This window comes from Bacillus sp. NMTD17, from assembly GCF_002998735.1.
Taxonomy (GTDB): domain Bacteria; phylum Bacillota; class Bacilli; order Bacillales; family Bacillaceae; genus Bacillus.
Genome location: NZ_PVRH01000004.1, coordinates 187,956 through 209,761, shown reverse-complemented (window position 1 = coordinate 209,761; position 21,806 = coordinate 187,956). Strand labels below are relative to the sequence as shown.

The following is a 21,806-nucleotide window of genomic DNA, read 5'->3' as shown; positions in this document are numbered from 1 at the left end:
TCCCTTCCCGTTTGTATGACTGATCTCGTGTTGTTAGGTCAATTTTTCCTCAAGCATGTCAAAAATGTCGTCCATTTCATCCATTTCAAGATCAGCCGCAGAGAAGTCACTTGGCGTAAATTCTCTTTCGTGCTGCGCTAAACAATGGGTAATGATGGATTGGATTTTTTCTTTCAACAATGCCATGAACTGCTGTATCGTTTGTTCTTCATATTCATCTGTACAATAGGAACACGACAACATGAATCGATTGTGTTGAACAAGACCACTGAGGTTCAGCTTATAGACAGCTTCTGAATCAGGGCTTGCTTGTCGTCCCATATCATAGGTGGACGGTCCAAAGAGTTCTGTCGTCACTTCCTGATCGATCTGCCCAAGATAGTTCAAGCTGATTTCAGGATGTACGTGCTGTCCTGACGGCTCAGTGGCTGTCATGTATTTCAAAATCCCGTAGCCAATTCCTTTATTTGGCACACGCCGCAGCATCTCTTTCGTTCCTTTAATAGCATCAGCTATGGTCTGATCCGGCTTTGCTTCAAGAACAACTGGATACATACTCGTAAACCAGCCAACCGTGCGGGAGACATCCAGCCCTGATAAAATATCCTCTCTTCCATGACCTTCAAGCTGCACATGTACATGGGACTTCCCTGTCCACTCCTGAACGGCAAGCCCGAGAGCACATAGAAGAATATCGTTCATTTCCGTTGTGTACGGTAGATGAATATCGGTTAAGAGATGCTCGGTTTCGGACTCTGAAAGCTGCATCTGTACTGCTTTTGTTTGAGCAACTTTTCTTTTCGTTACTTCATGATCAACAGGTAAAGTGGTCAATGGCAGAGTGTCAATCTCTGTCCAGTACTCACTTTGGCTTTTTAACGGCTTGGACTGTGCGTATCGTTCGATTGCCTCTGCCCATTCTTTAAAGGAATGGGTTTTTGGCGGAAGGACGAGCGTTTGTCCTTGAGCTGCCTGCTGATAAAGAGACATAAAATCCTCTAGTAAAATTCGGCATGAGACACCGTCAATGACAAGATGGTGTGTCACGATGAGTAAGTGATCGCCATCTTTTGCACGGAAACAAATCACTTTCATGAGTGGACCTGTTTCGAGGTTCAGCTGACGCTGATACTCGTTGGCATATGTGGAAATGGCCTTTTTCACGTCGTGCTCTTTAGAGACATCATGAGAAATAATCGCAATCGATTCCGTGAGCTCCCGCTGATTGTATTGCAGAATGTCATCATGCTCCTGCCTGTATACCATACGCAGTGCATCATGATGTGAAAGTAATTTCTGCATCACTTGTTCTGTAATCGAAAGGTCAAATCCGTTTGGCGCATGAAGCATCATCGAGAGATTCCAATGGTGCTGGTCACTGAATGCTCGCTCAAAGAACCAGCGTTGAATTGGAGTCAAAATGACTTCCCCTTCAACTGGTGATTGGTCAGCTGTCAATTGATCGGCTTCTTCGATATATGGGCGCAGCTCCGCAATCGTTGGGTACTGGAATAATAGCTTCATATCGAGCTTCCAACCCGCTTGCGTGAGTCTGCTTGCCATTTGGATGCCTTTAATTGAGTCTCCACCAAGGAAGAAGAAGTGGTCGTGAATGCCGACTTGGCTCACGCCAAGGACATCTGCCCAAATATCGCAAAGCAGTGTTTCAACTTCGTCTCTTGGCGCTTCGTATGCCGTTTGGTTTGCTTCCATATCAGGCGCTGGCAATGCTTTTAGATCGACTTTGCCATTTGCCGTCATCGGCAGTTGGTTAAGCTTGATGATGGATGATGGCACCATATAGTCTGGCAACGTTCGTTTTAGACTTTCTTTCAGGTCGGTCGTTTCTTCATCGGTGATGACATATGCCACAAGCGAATTTTGTTCGCTGGCATCTTTGACCGTTGTCACGACTGCTTCTTTGACTTCCGCCAGCGCAAGGAGCTGCGCCTCAACTTCTGACAGTTCAATACGGAAGCCTCGGATGTTGACCTGATGGTCTTTTCTGCCGAGGTAAATCAGCTCACCATCCTCTGTCCATTTCACCAAGTCGCCTGTACGGTACATGCGCTCGTCTGGATAAAATGGATCTGGGACAAATCGTTTCTCTGTTTCCTCTGGAAGATTCCAGTACCCTCTTGCCAGTCCTTTTCCTGCGATCACGAGCTCACCCGGTACGCCTGGCGGCGAGAGGTCGTATAACGAACCCATGATGTAGAAACGAGTATTGGCAATCGCTGTTCCGATCGGAAGTGTGCCTTGATCTGGGTTGATGATCTCGCTGGTCGCTACGACTGTGTTTTCTGTTGGGCCATAGTTATTGACGAGTTTATATGGAACAGGCTTTACCTGTTTCAGCTTGTCTCCGCCAGTCAGTAGGTAGCGCAGTGAATGATTGTCCATTGACATAAACTGCTCGCATAACTGGGTCGGCAGGAACGCAATGGTGATCCCTTTTTCATTGAAATACGTATTGAGCTTGATCATATCGAGACGAATCGCTTCATCGATGATGTGCAGCTCTGCGCCGGCGATCCATGACGGGAACATTTCCCAAATGGAGGCGTCAAAGCCAAAGCCGGCATATTTGGCGGTTCGATCCGCATTTGTCACTTGGAAGGCATCATTGTGCCAGAAAGCAAGATTGACAAGGGACTGGTGCTCGACCATGACACCCTTCGGCTGTCCAGTCGTTCCCGATGTGTAAATCATATAGGCGAGATCTGTTGGTTTCACATGTACCTGAATTTCTTGTGCTTCTCCTTCTACGGCATCTTCTATTTGCAGAACATGACCTGTGAAAGAAGTTGGTGCAGTCAGTCCTTTTTGCATCAGAAGCACCTCTGCCTCGCAGTCCTCTAGCATGTACGCAATACGCTGAGCCGGATAATCCGCATCAATTGGAACGAATGCCGCACCTGCCTTCAGGACGCCAAGGACGGCTGCCGTCATGTCAAGCGATGGACGGGTGAGTATGCCGACGCGATCTCCGGGTTTTGTGCCAAGAGAGATCAATTTCTGAGCAACTACATTCGCCCGATTGTTCAGTTCCTCATATGTCCAGCTCGTTCCGCAGAATGTCGCCGCCTTTTGGTGAGGCGCTTTGTGCGCATTAGCTCCAATTAGTTCATGGATCGTTTGATCTGACGGAACGTCTAGGACAGGACCTGACCATTCATTGATCAGTTCTCGTTTTTCCTCTTCAGTTAAGATCGATAGCGCTGAAATTGGCTGATTGAGCTTAGCCAGCATTTCGTCTATGATTTGTTCAAAATATTGACTCCAACGCTGAATGGTCTTCTTTTTAAACAGTGCCGCTGCATACTCAAAACGCAGGCCCACTTGGTCTTTTTCTTCAAATACACCGAGCGTTACATCAAATTTTGCTTGAACTGTCTCTTGCTGTTTTTGCGAAAGCTTGAGTCCATCCAGATCCGGTAACGTCAGGTCTCGGTCATCCGTTGTCAGCATGACACTAAACAATGGATTGCGGCTCGTGTCTGTCGGAAGATCTAACTGTGCCACCAATTCCTCAAACGGGAAATCTTGATGTTCATAGGCTGATAGGCTGCGATCTTTCATTTTTTCAAGCAATTGTGCTGTCGTTTCCTCCAGCTGCACTTCATGTCGAAGAGCCAGTGTATTCACAAACATGCCCGGAACCCGTTCCATTGAAGCATGCGTACGTCCTGCTGTCACAGCGCCTATAACGATATCTGTCTGCCCAGTTAATTTGGAAAGGAAAATGGCAAATGCCGTTTGCATGACCATGTTCAAGCTTACACCTTTTTCAGCCATGAGCGTTTTAATGGACTGCACCTTTTCAGCAGATAACCATCTATCGACTCGGTCTCCTTCAAATGACTGAACATGAGGGCGCGGAAAATCAAGTGGCAGCGCCAAATCTTCAGGCGGCTGAGCGTATTGCTCTAGCCAATATTGACGCTGTTTCTCGAGCAGCGCTTGCTGCTTTTCTTCCTGCTGCCATACCGCATAATCCTTGTAGTGCAGCTGAACTGGCGGTAATGTCTTTTTCTCATACAACTCTGCCAATTCTTGAATGAGCAAACTGCGTGTGACACCATCTGCGATGATATGGTGCATATCCATCATGAACACATATTCTTCATTAGAAAGCTTCGCCACCTTTGCCCTCATTAATGGTGCTTGATGTAATGAGAATGGGGTGATGAATGCGTCTATGACAGGTTGTTCATGACCTCTCTCTACTTCAACAACCTCTAACGTAAACGGCATTCGGCGATAGACTTTTTGAACTGGTACGCCGTCAATTTCTACAAAGGCTGTCCGCAATGATTCATGTCGTTCGATCAAGGCTTGCAGCGCTTCTTCTAGCAGCTTCACATCAAGGCTGCCTTCCATCATCAAAACAGCTGGCATATGGTAAGTAACTGCTTCTGGATGCAGCTGCTGTAACACATACATCCGCTTTTGAGCGGAAGAGACAGGATAGAAATCTTGCTTCTCCGCCGGATGAATGGATGTGATGTCCGAAGAATCCACTTCTTCCAAATAGGCTGCCATCGCCCGTATCGTTGGCTTTTCAAAAAGGACTTTGAGCGGCACATGCTTGTTCAGCTTGGCTTGTACCTTCGAAATGAGCACCATGCCTTTGAGAGAATGACCTCCCAATTCAAAGAAGTGATCATGAACACCTATTTGTTCAACCCCAAGTACTTCTGACCAAATGTCACACAGCGACTGCTCAAGTGCCGTTTCTGGTGCTGCATGCACCGCGCGGTTCATATGCACCTCGTGCGGAAGCGGCATAGACTTCGCATCTACCTTTCCGTTTTGTGTGAGCGGAATGTGGTCGACTTTGACAAAGTACGTTGGAATCATATAATCCGGCAGTGTCTCCGCAAGCTTTTCTCTAAACGTCAGTGTTCCAATTGGCTCAGGCGCTGTGTAATAGAGTGCAAGCTCCGGTAAACGGGACATGTGAATTACTTTGACATACACCTCTTGAATGGATAATCGTGCACGCGCGGCATGCTCAATTTCCTGTTTCTCAATACGATAACCGCGGATTTTCACTTGATCATCTATTCTTCCGAGAAACTCAATGTCTCCATTTGCATGCTGTCTGACCAAATCCCCTGTGCGATACATTCGCTCCTGAGGATAATATGGATTTTCAAGAAAACGCTCTGCTGTTAATTCAGGCTGATTCAAATACCCTCTCGATACACCTTCCCCCGATATATAAAGCTCTCCAGGTGCGCCATAAGGGACAAGGCGCTGCTGACGATTGAGTGCGAGCGCTCTTGTGTGAGCAATTGGCTGCCCGATCACAGAGCGATCCATCAAAGCGCCTAGCTCTTGCGGTGTGATCAGCTTGGTCACAGTCCCAATAGTTGTCTCTGTCGGGCCATAGTGGTTCATCACTGCCACACATGGGTGCTGCTCCATAAACGTTTCAACATCCTCAGAGACAATCGGTTCCCCTCCAAGTATCACAAGGCGTAAAGCATTAAATGCATGATCCTTCGAATCTGCCATCATATGAAATAAGGATGGTGTCATTTTGATATACGTCAGCTCTTGTTCATCAATCAAACGCATGAGACGCACCGGGTCTGTATACACATCTTCACGAGGCACATAGAGTGTCCCCCCTGCTTTTAAAACAGGGAAAATGCTTGTGTAACCGAGATCGTATGCATAAGAAGAAAGCAGTGCCGTCCGATCGCATTCTTGCAATGTCACCTCATTTGTCAGCCAGTTGACATAGTGTGATAGATTACGATGTGTGAGCTGTACACCCTTCGGCTTCCCTGTTGTACCAGATGTGTATATTACATAAGCGAGCTGATCGGCTGAGCCTTCCGGCAGATCTAGCGAGCGGCTTTGCTGCACTGCTTTTTCAACCTGCACCACCTGAATCGACTTGTGATCTTGATAGGAACCTGCAAGAGACTCATTTGTCACGATCACTTGTGCACCTGAATCTTCTAATGTGTAACGGATACGTTCCGCAGGGAAGGCCGGATCAATTGGTACAAATGCACCACCTGCTTTCATCACACCAAGCATTGAGACGATGACATAGACAGAGCGGTCAAGAATCAGTGCTACAGTCTTTTCTTTCTCGACGCCTCGTACCTTCAGTTCACTGCCAAGCGCATTTGCCATGTCTTCCAGCTCGCGGTAAGTGAGCTTCCGTTGATCATCCATCACCGCAATGGCATCTGGTGTTTCCTTTACCTGACGCGAAAATTGGACATGGAAGGGCTCATGACGATTCGATTGCACTTCGTCTTTTTTCTCCAATCGCTCTATTTGCTCATGCTGATCAAGGATACGGAGCAAGCCGATCTGTTCATCCGGGTGTTGGACCGCTTCACGAATAATCGCTAGAAGATGAGTTCCGAACCTGCGGACCGTCTCTTCTTTAAATAATGCCGCTGCATAGTCAAAGCTCAGCTTTAATGCTCCCTCTCGTTCAAATGCTTCTAGAGACAAGTCAAATTTGACAGAGTGATGCTGAATGGCATAAGGCGAAATGTGCAGATCGCCGAGCTTTAGCGCCGGAACCTCCATGTTCTGCATGTTAAATGACACGCTAAAGAGCGGGCTTCGGGTTGTATCACGATCTAGCGGAAGACGTGCAATTAACTCTTCGAGTGGATAGCTTTGATGAGCAAAAGCGTCAACACTCGTTTCTTTTATTTCTTCAAGCAGCTGTAAAAATGTCTTCGTTTGTTCTGGTTTTCCGCGCATCGCAACAGTGTTGATAAACATCCCCGGCATGTCCTGTATATCAGGGTGTGTCCGTCCTGCAACAGGGGAACCAACGATGATATCTTCCTGGCCGCTATAGGTGGCAAGCAGCACTTGAAAGGCAGATAACAAGAACATGTACATGGTCGTATCTGTTTTCTGAAGCAATTCATGAATCCGCTGAGTCGTCGCTTGATCACAGCCAAACATGAATCGTTCTCCGTAAAAATAACGTTCCGCTGGACGCGGATAATCAGTTGGCAGCTCTAATACCGGTAAGTCTCCTTCGAATTGCTTCAACCAATATGCTTCATGCTCCTTCTGTTTCTCCGTCTCTTCTTCACTTAACTGCCAGACAGCGTAATCTTTATAATGAATGGCTCTTTCTGCAAGAGCTTCTCCATCATAGGCCTTCGCCAAATCTTGAATGAACGTCTTCATGGAGCTGCCATCTGTAATGAGATGATGTGCTTCCAAGACGAGAAGATGACGGTTCTCACTGACCTTCAACAACTGAGCTCGCAATAGAGGCGCAGCTGTTAAATCAAATGGTGTTTGACGTTCAGAAAGGAATGCCTCTGCCTCTTCTTCTTTGATGTCATGAACGGGAAGGTCAAATGCAGTCCATTCATTCACCCTTTGGACGATGTCTTCTCCATTTATATGAAAACTCGTTCTTAAGATTTCATGCGTTTGGATCAACTGATCAAACGCTGATCTGAGCCGCTGATATTCGAGTGCCCCTTCAAGCGTTAAGACGATCGGAATATGATAATTCGTGCTGTCAGGTTCGAGTGTCTGCAAAATGTATAAACGGCGCTGAGCTGGTGATACCGGATATTCGTCCGCCTGCTCTGCTGGTAAGATGGGATGTCCTTTTTCTTCTTGACCATCCTGATCGATATATGCCGCTAATGAACGAATCGTCGGCTTCTCAAAAATCACTTGAATCGGTACTTCCTTTTGAAGCACCTCTTGAATTTTCGCGGACATCATCATTGCTTTGAGAGAGTGCCCGCCAGCCATGAAGAAATGTTCATCTACTCCTACCGTTTTCCCAAGGAGCTCCTCCCAAATTTGAGCAAGTGCCTTTTCTGTCTCCGTCTCAGGCGAAATGATTTCCTTTTTCTCCTGATGCGCTTCGTCCGGCTTTGGTAAAGCTTTTCGATCTACCTTCCCGTTCGATGTGAGCGTAAAAGCATCCAGCTTCATCACATGGTGCGGCACCATATAAGCTGGCAGCTCTTGATTGAATAAATCCCGCACCTCTTCTTCTGTCATTGTCCCTGTGAAGTAAGCGGTGATTTCCTTTTCATCTGAGGAAAACGAATGGACAAGCACAACCGCATCATCTATGCCCGCTTTTTGCTGAAGCACTGTTTCAATTTCACCAAGCTCAATACGGAAGCCTCGAATTTTCACCTGATCATCTGTCCGGCCGAGGAATTCGATCTGGCCATCCGCGCCATATCTAGCCAAATCCCCTGTTCGATACAAACGGCCTGACGGTTTAAAAGGATCTGCCATGAACACTTGATTGGTCAAATCCGGACGATGGAGATACCCTCTTGCGACACCATCTCCGCCAACATACAGCTCTCCTGGCGCTCCAATTGGCTGCAATCTTTGATCATCATCTAAAATATAAGCCGACGAATGGTTGATCGGCTGACCAATTGGGATCGGACCCGTTTCATCTCCTGTTACTTCGTAAATGGTCGAGATGGTTGTATTTTCAGTTGGACCATAGGCATTCAGTAAAACAAGTGCTGGATGATGCTGTTTCACAAGCTCCGCACTCTTCACATTGATGACGTCACCGCCTGTAATTAATGTGGTTAATCCTTCGAACATTTGCGGCCGCTGCTGAGCGAGCTGATTAAATAATCCAGTTGTTAAAAAGAGCGCCGTCAACTGATGTGTTTGGATAAATTGTTCGAATCGATGGATATCCAATAAAGTATCACGGTCAACAGGATAAAGCGTCGCCCCATTTAGCAGCGTGGTAAATATCTCAAAGGTAATAGCATCAAAGCTGACGGCCCCTGTATGCGCCATACGATCCGACTTGGTCAAGCCTAATTTCTCCTGAGAGCAAGCCAATCTCACAATATGCTGATGCTCAATTTGAACCCCTTTGGGCTGTCCAGTTGATCCTGATGTATACATGATATACGCCAATTGAGATGGAGACGTCCGGACTGAGAAATCCACGTGTGAGCGATGAGGCATGCTGGTCACATGTACAGCCTTGATATGTTCATCAACTGGCGGCTGATTGTCAGCATGCAGCAAAATGGATGCGCCGCTGTCTTCAAGCATCCATCGGATTCTCTCCTCAGGCTGGGAAGGATCAATCGGCACATAAGCTGCCCCTGCGTGCAGAACTGCTAAAATGGCGATCACCGCATCTGCTGATCGGTTCATATACACCGCGACAGCATCTCCGGGCTGTACGCCGTTTTCAACAAGACTGCCGGCTAAACGACGGATTTCTTGTCCAAGCTCCTCGTACGTGAATGTTCGATCGCCTTCAACTAATGCCAGATGGTCAGGCTGCGCCTTCATACGTTCATTAAGCAGCTCAGGAATAGACAGATGCTTCGGATAATCTCGCTCTGTCTGATTCCAAGCTTCAATCTGCTGCTTCTCCTCTTCTGTGATACATGTCACTTCATGAAGGCGTACATCAGGGTTCTGGATGATTTGCTTCATGAGATTGGTCAGATGTTTTGATATGTTTTCAATGATCTTTTCTTCAAAAGCTATGGCGTTGTATTTGATTTTCAATGTCCACGTTTCACCTGGATAAACAAGGACATTTAGGTCGAAATTCGTTTGTTCAAATCCGTCCTTTACATCAATGGAAAAACCAAGCCGTGCAGACATGGTATCACCAGACAGCTCCTGATCTAAAGGATAGTTCTCAAACCCAACCAAATGATCAAAGAGCTGCCCTCCAGCAGCTGTCTTTTGCTGAATGTCATAAAGCGGCATAAAATCATAGTTTTCCGCTTCCAGTGCATGCTGCTGAACCTTTTGAAACAACTGTTTGAACGTCTGCCCCTGATCCAATGTCACTCGAACGGGTATCGTATTGATAAACAGCCCTGCCATGCGCTCAATTCCAGATACACTTGGAGGTCTGCCCGATACAACGGTGCCGAATGTGACATCATCAGCTGCATGATAGGTGCCTAATAGAACAGACCAGACAGCCTGAAACAGGTTCGGGGCTGTCACTTGGCATTTTCTTGCTACATTTTGAATGGCTTGTACCGTTTGAGCATCCCATGTAAACGTCCATTCCTGATGGTCGTATTGTCCGTTCGCTTCATTTTGCTGCAGCAGCCCTTGATGCTGAACCGCTCCATCTAGACGCTCCTGCCAATAACTTTCCGCTTCTTGTTTATTTTGCTTTCCAAGCCACTGGATATAATCTGCATAAGGCTTTCCCTGTGAGCGATCCGGCGTTCGATCGTTCCGAAAAGATTCATAGTAATGAAACAGTTTTTTCATTAAAACACCCATGGACCAACCATCCATGATGATGTGATGGTTGCTCCAAATTAGATGCCAGTTTGTTTCATTTAGTTGAAAAACAGCGACCTTCAATAACAGATCATTTGTTAAGTGAAATCCTTGCTTTCTCACTTGCTTTTTATATTGACCCAATACCTTTTGCTGCTCTTGATGATTCAGATGAGATAGATTCTCTCGATACACATCTAGATGACGTTCAGCCAGTACAACCTGACGAGGCTTTTGCAATTGTTGATAGACAAAGGCTGTACGGAGAATGTCATATGTCCGTATGAGCTCATTGAGACTTTTTTCAAAAAGAGCGAGATCAAACTCTCCGCTTATTCCAAGCTCAAGCTGTGTGAAATAAGAGGAGGAATTAGGGTCTAGCATGGCATGATACAGCATGCCCTCCTGCATGGGTGTTAAAGGATATACCTTCTGAATCTTCTGCTTGCTCATATGTCCACCTCTTCGTTTGCTTAAAATATATCCATTAGCTTTTCAAGTTCATCCATCGTGAGATCTTCATCCCCTACATCACTAGGTGTCATCTGGGTTTCCTCCTGTGATACGCAATGTGAAATCAGCGCCCTCACATTCTTTTCAAGAAGATCCTTGAATTGTTCCATCGTACGTTCTTCAAATTCAAGTTGATGATAAGAAATCGTCACATGGAACATGGCTTGTTCGACGAATCCCACAATATCAAGTGCATGAGGTTTCTCTGATTCAGGACTCAGCGATTGTCCTGGATGCCACGTTGAGCGGCTTAACTCACCGCTGATCTGTTCATCAAACTGACCAAGATAGTTAAAGCTGATATCTGGCGCGAGATCAAATGAGATATCGTCCTTCATCTTGTCAGGGGTTAAATATTTTAATATGCCATAGCCGATTCCCTTGTTCGGAATGTGCCTGAGTTCCTCTTTTAAATGCTTGATCTGATAAGAAAGATCGTCTGCATGCGACATATCCAGTAACACAGGATACATACTTGTAAACCAGCCAATCGTCCGTGATACATTGATTGCAGGGAGGATGTTCTCTCTCCCGTGTCCTTCAAGATGAATAAAGTGTCTGTCTTCACCTGTCCACTCTTTCATGGACAATCCAAGTGCTGTCAGCAAAATATCATTGATGTCTGTTTGATATGCTTCATGTACATCTGTCAGCAGACTGCGTGTTTCCTCCTCAGACAATGTAAAACGAATGGTCTGTGTATGAAGCATCCGCTGATCTTCTGTCACATAATCCTTTTGAATCGGTGTAACGGAATGCGCAAGTACCTTTTTCCAATAGGCTCTTTCCGACAGCAACTCATCTGACATCGCGTATTCCGTCAGCTTCTGGGCATATTCTTGGAAAGAGTGTGTTTTTTCAGGAAGTGTCAGGATTTCCCCGCGCTTCGACTGTTCATAAAGAGCCATAAAATCTTCAAGGAAAATACGCCATGACACACCATCGATGACAAGATGATGTACAGCGAGCAGTAAATGATCCCCTTGATCCGTTCGGAAAATAGCTGGCTTTACTAAAGGTCCTTCTGCTAGCGATATACTCGCCTGCACTTCATTTGCCAGCTTTTCTACCTGCAGGATTTGCTCCGACAGTTCCCCTCGTACTTCCATTACATCAACAGCCACCAAGTTTTCTTCGATTTTTCGATGACGCTGGATCACGCGTCCTTCTTCAATCGGATACACCATTCGCAAGGCATCGTGATGGATCATAAGCTGCTCCAACACTTGCTGAGCGATGGTTTCATCCAAACCATTTGGCGCTTGGAGCATAACCGATTGGTTCCAATGGTGCTGACTCGTAAAGTTTCGCTCAAAGAACCAGCGCTGAATCGGTGTGAAAATGACTTCCCCTTCGACAGGTGACTGGTCGGCTGTCAGTTGATCAGCTTCTTCGATATATGGGCGTAGCTCTGCAATCGTTGGGTACTGGAATAGTAGTTTCATATCGAGCTTCCAGCCCGCTTGTGTGAGTCTGCTTGCCATTTGAATGCCTTTAATCGAATCTCCGCCAAGGAAGAAGAAGTGATCGTGAATGCCGACTTGGCTCACGCCAAGTACGTCTTCCCAAATGCCGCATAGAAGCGTTTCGACTTCGTCTCTTGGCGCTTCGTAAGCCGTTTGGTTGGCTTCCATATCTGGTGTTGGCAATGCTTTCAGATCGACTTTGCCATTTGCCGTCATCGGCAGTTGGTCTAGCTTGATGATCCATGAAGGCACCATATAGTCTGGCAACGTGCGTTTTAGACTTTCTTTGAGATCTGTCGTTTCTTCATCCGTGATGACATAAGCGGCAAGGGCATCTTGATCGCTGGCATCTTTGACCGTTGTCACGACTGCTTCTTTGACTTCCGCCAGCGCAAGGAGCTGCGCCTCAACTTCTGACAGTTCAATACGGAAGCCTCGGATATTGACCTGATGGTCTTTTCTGCCGAGATAGATCAGCTCGCCATCCTCTGTCCATTTCACTAAGTCGCCTGTGCGATACATGCGCTCACCTGGATAAAATGGATCTGGGACAAATCGTTTATCTGTTTCCTCCGGAAGATTCCAGTACCCCCTAGCCAGTCCTTTTCCTGCGATCACAAGCTCACCCGGTACGCCTGGCGGCGAGAGGTCATATAACGAACCCATAATGTAAAAACGTGTATTGGCAATCGCTGTTCCGATTGGAAGCGTTCCTTGATCTGGATTGATAATCCCGCTTGTCGCCACGACTGTATTTTCCGTCGGACCGTAGTTATTCACGAGTTGATATGGAACTGGTTTTACCTGTTTTAGCTTGTCTCCTCCTGTTAGTAAGTAACGCAAGGAGTGATTGTCCATCGACATAAACTGCTCACATAGCTGGGTCGGCAGGAACGCAATGGTGATACCTTCTTGATTGAAATACGCATTGAGCTTGATCATATCGAGACGAATCGCTTCATCGATGATGTGCAGCTCTGCGCCGGCGATCCATGTCGGGAACATTTCCCAAATGGAGGCATCAAAGCCAAAGCCGGCATATTTGGCGGTTCGATCCGCATTGGTCACTTGGAAGGCATCATTGTGCCAAAACGCTAGGTTTACAAGGGACTGGTGCTCGACCATGACACCCTTCGGCTGTCCTGTTGTTCCAGACGTGTAAATCATATAGGCGAGATCAGTCGGTTTCATATGAATCTGAATTTCTTGCGCTTCACCTTTTACGGCATCCTCTATCAATAGGAAATGACCTGTGAATGAAGATGGTGCAGTCAATCCTTTTTGCATCAAAAGAACCTCTGCCCCGCAGTCTTCCAGCATGTAGGTAATGCGCTGATCCGGATAATCCGCATCGATTGGAACGAATGCCGCACCTGCCTTCAAGACGCCAAGGACAGCTGCCGTCATATCAAGGGACGGACGGGTGAGAATGCCGATGCGATCTCCACGTTTTATGCCGTTTGAGATGAGCCTTGAAGCGACTGTATTCGCCCGACTGTTCAGTTCTTCATACGTCCAGCTTGTTCCGCAGAAGGTTGCCGCTTTTTGGTGCGGTGCTTCAAATGCTTTAGCCTCGATCAGTTTATGAATGGTTTGATCTGACGGAACGTCTAGGACAGGACCTGACCATTCACTGAGCAGTTTTTGCTGCTGCTTCGGTGATAATAGCTGCATTTGATCTAGCGATTGATCTGGCGCTGATACCATTTGTTCCAATAAATGAAGGAAAAACTCCTTCCACTTTTCAATCGAAGACTGTTGAAAGATAGAAGTATTAAAATCGAACACAAGCTCAATGTGATCAGCCGATTCGTTTCCAGTTAAGGTCAAATCAAATTTGGCGATATTTTCTTCAAATGGCTCTGGAACGATGTGAAGTCCATCCATCGTTAAATCACGGATATCCGCATTTTCCATCGAGAACACCACATCAAAGATTGGGTGACGGCTAGTGTCTCGAACCGTTTGTACTTGGTCTACCAATTCTTCAAATGGGTACAACTGATGCTCATTTGCCTCTAACACAAGTTGATGAACATTTGACGCAAATTCTGCAGCTGTCAGATGTCCTGCTGGCTTTGTTCTAAGTGCCAGCGTGTTCACAAACATACCAATGACAGATTGAATATCAGGGTGAGTTCTGCCCACAATCGGTGAACCGATGATGATATCTTCTTGTCTTGATAGCTTGCTTAAAAGGGTACTGTAGCAAGTGAGTAGGACTGTATACGTCGTACTGTTGAGCGCTCTGACCAGCTCATCCAATTTCGCTTTAAGCGGCCCATTGATTGTAAATGAGACGCGCGCTCCTGCGAATGTTTGCACTTTTGGTCTTGGCAGGTCTTCCGGCAGTGCCAGTACAGGTAGCTCTCCTTGTAATTGCTCCAGCCAAAATGCCTCTTCAGCTCTTTTTTGTGCAGCAAACGTCTCACTTTTTGACCAAACCGCATAATCCTTATATTGAACAGGTAATTCCTCTAGTTTGTCTCCTCGATACAAGGCTGAAAGCTCCTCAATTAAAATGCCAACAGATGCGCCATCTGAAATGATATGATGCATATCAATCAGTAAATAATGGACATTTACGGAAACAGAAACTAGACCTACTCTGAGTAAAGGCGCCTTTCCTACATCAAATGGACGGATAAAGTCATTCATCAATTCCTGTATGTCTCGTCCGTTCCCTTCGATTTTTTCAATGTCTACAGAGATATTTGTTTCAATCCGCTGAACAGGTTCATTCTGAACGAAATCAAAGCTTGTTCGGAATGCTTCATGACGATGGACAAGCTGTTCAATCGCCTTTTCAAATCGTTTTTCATCAAAGGCCCCTTCCAGCTTTAAAGCAGCCGGCATATGATAGCTTTGCTCCGCATCGGTCATTTTCTCCAATACAAACAGCCTTTTCTGAGCAGATGTCACTGGATAATAGGCCGCTTCTTCTGCAACCTCCACCCGCTTGATCTCCGTTTGATCCGCTTGTTCAACCGCAAAGGCAAACGCCTCTAATGTTGGAGATTCAAATAAAGACTTCAAAGTGAGCTCCACGTGCATCTCTTCATACAGCCTGTTCAGCATTTTCATGCCGCGCAGCGAATGGCCACCGCATTCAAAGAAATGATCGTCCCTGCCGATTCTCGGCACTTCAAGAACTTCCTCCCAAATGCGCGCTACGTGATGCTCTGTTTCGGTTTGAGGAGGGATGTACTCATTTACCCCCTGCTCACTTAGGTCAGGCACCGGTAAGGCGCGCCTATCTACCTTGCCGTTATTCGTCAGCGGAAGCTCGTCTAATTGCATGAAGAACGACGGCATCATATACACAGGCAGTTCACGCCCTGCTTGCTCGCGCAAATCAGTTAATGAGACGGACCCTTCGGCTGTAAAATATGCACATAATGTGTCATTTGGAGCTGCAATGACGACGGCTTCCTTCAATTGCGGATGGCGAAGCAGCTGATGCTCAATTTCTCCAAGTTCAATACGCTGACCTCGAATCTTCACTTGATGATCAATCCGTCCAATGAATTCAATCTCTCCATTTGACAGCCATCGTGCAAGATCACCCGTTTTATACATGACCTCACCAGGGCGGAAAGGATTTTCCACAAATTTTTCGCTTGTGAGTTCTGGCTGCCCATAATATCCTTTCACCAGTCCATCACCAGCGACACATAGCTCTCCCGCAACACCCGGCGGCTGCACATGTCCAAATTCATCTACAATGTAAACAGCCGTTTGACTCACTGGCTTTCCAATTGGAATGGATAACGCCTGCTTCTCAATGTGATTCACTGGATAATACGTAGTGAAAATCGTGCTTTCAGAAGGACCGTACATATGAACAAGCTTGCCTTCCCCCACCGTTTCAAGTGCAGTCATGACATGAGGCACGGAAGCTCGCTCTCCGCCAAACAGAACTTTTCTGACGTTCTTCAGGCTGTCTTTTTTCATATCGATGAGTAAGTGAAAAAGAGCTGTCGTGATCATTAAAATACTGACTTTTTCCTTCTCAATCGCTCCAGAAAGCTCATTCATGTTTAAGATATGATCCTTTGGCAGAACAATCAGTTTCGCACCGTTTAATAAAGCACCAAACACATCGAACATAAAAGCATCAAATACATAGTTTGATAGACTCATCACCGTGTCTTCATGATGAATGGTAAGATAATTTGATTGCTTCACCGTTCTCAAAATATTCCGGTGTGTCACCATATTTCCTTTAGGTTTTCCTGTTGTACCAGATGTATAGGTCAAATTCGCCAAGTCCTCTGGTAAAATACCAACATCTATAGGGCTGTCTGATTGCTGGTCAATTGCCTGATCTTCTGTTTCGATGATGGTTCCCTCGAAAGAAGCGAGTACCGAGCGATGGCGCAGCACTTGATGTGTCAATAAGAATCGCGCACCGCTGTCTGTCAAAAAGTGCTTCACGCGCTCATCAGGGAAATCAGGATCAATTGGTACATAGACGCCGCCCGCCTTAAGTACAGCTAGAACAGAGAGTACCATTTCATTAGATCGCTCAAAGAATAAGGCCGCTTTCATCCCTCTTTCAAACCCATGTTCACGCAAATAATGAGCCAGCTGGTTCACTCGGTCATTCAGTTCTTGGTAAGAAAGAATCACACCTTCACATTGGAGTGCAGACTTATGACCATGCTCCTGCATCTGTGCTTCAAACTGCGTCACAATGGTTTCTTCTGCCGGATAAGGCGTCGGTAACGGATTCCACAGATTCAGTTGAGCTTCCGCTTCCTGTTCAGACAGTAATCGATAGGATCGAATCGCTTCCTCCGGCGATTGGACCATCTGCTCCAGCAAATACATATAATAATGTAGCATTTGCTCGGCTGTACTTCGTTTAAATAGCGCCGTACTGTAATCGAGGACAAAGGATAAACCTTGATCTGACTCCATCGCTTGCAGCGTTAAATCAAACTTTGCAATATGGAAATTGGTTTCTTCAATTTCAACTTGCATCTCTCCAATATGCTGGGCTGCTCCATGATCTGGCATGAGTGTAAAAACGGTATCGAATAAAGGATGACGGCTAAAATCTCTTGGTACATTCAGCTTTTCAAGCAGCCGTTCAAATGGATATTGCTGATGCTCAAATGCATGCATCGTCTTTTCCTTAACTTGCTCGATCAACTGCGACACGGTTCCATTCGGATCAACCTCTGACCGCAAAGCAAGTGTCTGGACAAACATGCCGATCATGTCATCCAGGTCTGCATGCACACGCCCTGCCGCCGGTGTTCCAACCACGAATTCCTTTTGACCCGTGCACTTCGCAAGCATTGTATAGTAAGCAGAAAGCAGAACCGTATACAGTGTCGTGTGGTGTTTTGCCGCAAGCCCCTGCAATTGTTCCTTTAACGTTTCATCTATTTCTTTGATCACACGATCCCCTGTGAAAGACTGGACCGCTGGGCGTTGATAATCGGTCATCAGCTGTAAAGCAGGAAGATCACCCGAAAATTCCTGCAGCCAGAATGCCTCTTCTTTTTGAAAATCTTGCTGTTCTTGCCAAACAGCATAATCTTGATATTGAAGCTTCAATGGTGCTTTGACCGATCCCTCGTAAGCATCTGACAGCTCACGCAGCATTAAATCAATCGAAAGACCATCTGAGATGAGATGATGCATATCGAAAAAGAGCAGGTGCTCCTGATCATGTAATGACTTCAAGCCAATACGAAGAAGTGGTGCACACTCAAGGTCAAAAGGTCTGACAAATTGCTGCATATTTTCTTCCATCGTGCCGCCTGTCAGCTGCTCTATTTGAAATGGCACTGATGGAGCTACCTGCTGACATGGAACACCTTTCAACGTATGAAAAGAAGTACGCAGCATATCATGACGTGTGATGAGTCTTTCAAAGGCTTCAGTCAGCTTCTCTCGCTGCAGTGTTCCTTTTAACCTCACAACAGCTGGCATATGGTAAGCGGTGCTTTGTTCCAATTGACTCACCATATAAACGCGCTGCTGTGGAGGTGACAATGGATAGTGGTCTGCTGCCGGCGCTTTTGGTATCACCGTTTCAGAAGATGTTTCCGCTTGCTCAATGTAGGCAGCCAAAGCAGCAATGGTCTGCTGTTCAAATAAAATGGAGAGCGGCACTTCCACCTGAAAGTCTCGCTGAACATGTGTGAGTACTGTCATCGCTTTAAGTGAATGACCACCTCGCTCGAAGAAAGAATCATATACACCCATCTTCTCTTGACCAAGGATTTCTTCCCACAAACGCACAAGCTTCGTTTCGAGATCGTTTCTAGGTGCAACATATACAGCATGAACTGCTTTGTCGCCTTTTAAAGCAGCAAGTGCACGACGATCGACTTTACCGCTGACTGTGAGTGGAAATGCATCGAGCTCTTTGAAATAGAGCGGCATCATGTAAGCTGGAAGCTGATGTTTGATAGCGGCTTGCAGCATGTCAACTGACACACCTTCTTGACGAGCTTGATAGTAAGCACTTAACGCCTTTTCCCCATCCGCTTCATCAACCACAAGTACGACAGCTTGATCGACTCCATCTACCTGCTCCATCACTGCTTCAATTTCGCCTGTTTCTATGCGGTAACCCCTTATTTTTACTTGATCATCCATTCTGCCAAGATAATCAATGGTGCCATCCGGAAGCCATCTGACTAGATCCCCCGTTCGATACATCCGCTCGTGTGGAGAAAACGGATCTGTCGTGAATACCTTCTCCGTTAATTCAGGCTGATTCACATAGCCTCGTCCAACACCTATCCCTGCAATGCATAGCTCTCCAATAGCCCCCTGCACCTGTAATTGATCATGGTCATTTAAAATATAAAGACGGTGATGACCGAGTGGTTTTCCGATCGACACATAACGCTGCTGTTCAGATGATTCGCGCAGCTCACTTAGTTCCAGACGATGAACCGCCGCATCGACACACGTCTCAGTCGGACCATACACATTCCACAAAGTAAAATCAGGCTCACTCATACGAAGCGCTTCGATAAGAGAGTGTGCTGCTTTCGCAGGCAATGCTTCTCCCCCAATCAACATGTGTGTCAATGACAGCCCGTCCAAATCCGCTGCAAGTAAAAGCTGCACATGCGCCGGTGTTCCGTCTGCTGCTTCAATTTGATGTTTTTTATAATAAGCCGCTAATTGAACACCATTTCTCGTCGTTTCTCGCGGGATGATATGAAGCGTATGCCCAAATAAAAGAGCAGCAAAGATTTGTTTCACCGATGCATCAAAATGGAATGGTGCAAGAAGCGCCATTTGAAGCTCACTCGCCCCTTGATAAATCTCATGATGCAAGGCATGGACCAAATGATGCAGCTGAAGATGCTCAATCATGACGCCTTTCGGCTTTCCAGTCGTACCTGATGTATAAATCATGTAAGCCAAATCCTCAGGTGCCGACTGATTTACAAGCTCAGGCAGCAGACCATCATCTAATTCGATTTGCTGCTGAACGACCATTTTTTCCGAGAGGGCACGGTATGTTGAAACGAACGATTCCTCTGTTAACACAATGGAAGCACCAGAATCCTCCACAATATATTGAATGCGCTCCTCAGGTAATGCCGGATCAATCGGTACATACGCCCCGCCAGCCTTTAATATGCCGAAGATCGCCACCATAGCATCTGCCTTCCGATCCATTAGGACAGCAACAGGCACATCACGCGAGACACCTTTCATTTGTAAAAACCGCGCCAGCTTTTCTGCCTTTTGATACAGCTCTCCATAAGTAAATGCTCCATTTTCCGCTACAACGGCTGTCCGCTCTGCATACTTATTTGCTGTCTCATCAAACATGTGGTGAACCGGTTTTTCAGCTGGTTTTTCAAACGGGATTCTCTCAGATAGTTGCAGCAGTTCCTTTTGTTCATCTGATGGAAGTAAAGGAAGTGTCCCGATCAGCTGGTCAGGCTGAGAGACCGCCGCCTCTAGTATGATCAAAAATCGATCAAACATCTTACTGATTTCTTCTTCGGTGAATACATCTGTACGGTAGTCCAAATCAATGGTCAATGTATCTGTATCCCAGCGGTCCTTTACATGGATTGAAATATCATTCATTCCGCTCCCGCTAAAAATCGGTTCAGTAATAAAAGACAGATTCTCTTTTTTCTGCCACTGCATGACCTGGTATTCTAAAGAAATATCAAAAAGGCGCCCTGTAAACCCTTCTCTTTCTCGCAAATCATTCATGAGGAGATTGTAAGGGTACTTTTGGTGACGCAAGATCTTCATTTGATCCGCCATGACCTGTTTTACGAAATCAAGAAATGTTTGCGACCCCTGAACAGATGCACGCATTGGAATCGTGGAAACAAACATACCAATCATCTTTTTTTCCTTGGCATTCGTTCGGTTGCCCATAAAGGTTCCAAGAACAACATCCTCCATGCCGCTAAAACGATGTAAATATACATAAACAGTGGACATAAACATCGAGAGCATACTGACTTTCTGCTCTTCACAAAAAGCACGAAGTTTCTCCTTCAAAGAATCTGGAATATCCCCCGAAAATCGCTGCGCATGTAAACTCATCTCGTATCCCTTATGCGGTTTTAAAGAAGCGAAATCTGGAATATTGGCAAATTGCTCATTCCAAAAGGCTTGGTCTTTTTGAAAACGTTTAGAAGTTTCATAGCTTTGCTCACTCATGATGTGATCAACGAAGGAAATCTCCTCAACCGGTGAGATGTCTACCCCGTGCAGCATGTCCTGGTATAAGTCGATAATGCGATTTCCCATCAAGATAATCGAGATACCATCCGCCACAATATGATGTGCTTTACAGAACAGCCAGCACTCTTGATCACTGATTTGAAAGACCGTAAATTCAATCAAGGGGCTGTCAATTAACGGCATTGGCTCACGGATTTGCTCATTCGCCCAAGCCCTCACTTCTTCTTCACTCCAGCCCTTCTCCATGCGAATCGGCTGTTCTTCATAAGGCTTCATATATTGAACAGGCTCCTCCTGCTCATGTCGATACACCAGCCTCAAACGAAGGGAGTCAGTTTGGCGAATGTACGCTTGAAGCACGTCAACGACTAAAGATGGATCTAAACCTGATACCGATCTCAATCTGGCGAATCCACCCAAATTAGAAATACTTGTACCTGGATAAAATCTTTCCGTGTAGAATACTCGCTTTTGCGCATGTGTTAAGGGGTAATAAACTGTATTCATTCTTATCCTCCGCCTCTTCTATGTTTTCTCCACCAATGTGACACCCTGAACCCTCTATATCAAAAGAACCAAGTCTATTTGATTAAATAGACGCAATACGGAAAGAAGCCCACCCCGAATAAAACGGAGGGACTCCCATTTTGATTCGGTAACCTGCCGACCATAGTAAAAAAGCAACATTTACCTTAGGACATGGCTTTGCGTCTCTACGTTTCCATAGATTTGCCTTTTTCTTCTTTTCTTTTTAAATATTTTCTATTTACGTCCACTTTATATGAAATTATTGTTTTTTTCACCGAAAAATGGGTGTAAAGATTCATGCGTTATACCGAATGAATCACATGATAATTT

2 protein-coding genes and 1 riboswitch are annotated in these 21,806 nt (G+C 45.9%); both genes read right to left on the bottom strand.

What is annotated here, in order from left to right:
- Positions 1 to 33 precede the first annotated feature (33 nt).
- Entirely contained in the window at positions 34 to 10,728 is a 10,695-nt protein-coding gene (locus C6347_RS13385) for a non-ribosomal peptide synthetase (protein WP_106071728.1), read from the bottom strand.
- Between the two features lie 20 nt (positions 10,729 to 10,748).
- Complete coding sequence (locus tag C6347_RS13380) at positions 10,749 to 21,455, bottom strand: non-ribosomal peptide synthetase (RefSeq protein WP_181185467.1); 10,707 nt, start codon at positions 21,453 to 21,455, stop codon at positions 10,749 to 10,751.
- A gap of 144 nt (positions 21,456 to 21,599) precedes the next feature.
- Positions 21,600 to 21,692, bottom strand: a riboswitch (cyclic di-GMP riboswitch).
- Positions 21,693 to 21,806 lie beyond the last annotated feature (114 nt).

Bases quoted from the DNA above. Each gene is read 5' to 3' on its own strand.
- C6347_RS13385 (WP_106071728.1), bottom strand. From the start codon at position 10,728: ATGAGCAAGCAGAAGATTCAGAAGGTATATCCTTTAACACCCATGCAG.
- C6347_RS13380 (WP_181185467.1), bottom strand. From the start codon at position 21,455: ATGAATACAGTTTATTACCCCTTAACACATGCGCAAAAGCGAGTATTC.